Origin of the sequence: Streptomyces sp. JW3 (genome assembly GCF_052216785.1) — a bacterium.
In the GTDB taxonomy this organism is placed as follows: domain Bacteria; phylum Actinomycetota; class Actinomycetes; order Streptomycetales; family Streptomycetaceae; genus Streptomyces.
This window is the reverse complement of record NZ_JBQOUX010000331.1, coordinates 1-238: the sequence shown is the minus strand read 5'-3', so window position 1 is coordinate 238 and position 238 is coordinate 1. Positions and strand designations below refer to the sequence as shown.

General features: G+C 71.4%; 1 protein-coding gene. It reads left to right on the top strand.

Going from position 1 to position 238, the window contains the following annotated elements:
• Positions 1-4: 4 nt before the first annotated feature.
• The coding region (locus tag ACTT8P_RS38715; RefSeq protein WP_442836470.1) for an AMP-binding protein at positions 5-238 on the top strand (234 nt) is incomplete at its 3' end.

Here is a 238-nt window from a genome sequence, read left to right as displayed (position 1 = left end):
GTCGGTGCTGGATGTGACCGTGACGCTCGCTCATGGTGGCACGCTGGCGATCGCGACGGCCGAGGAGCGTAGGGACGCGCAGGTGTTGGCGGTGATGATCCGTGACGCTGGGGTGACGGTGGCCAGTGTGGTGCCGTCTCTGCTGGGGGTCCTGGACCCGCAGGCGGTGCCGGGGGTACGGACCTGGGTGCTGGGTGCGGAGCGGCTGAACGCCGATCTCGCGGCGCGCTGGCGTGGG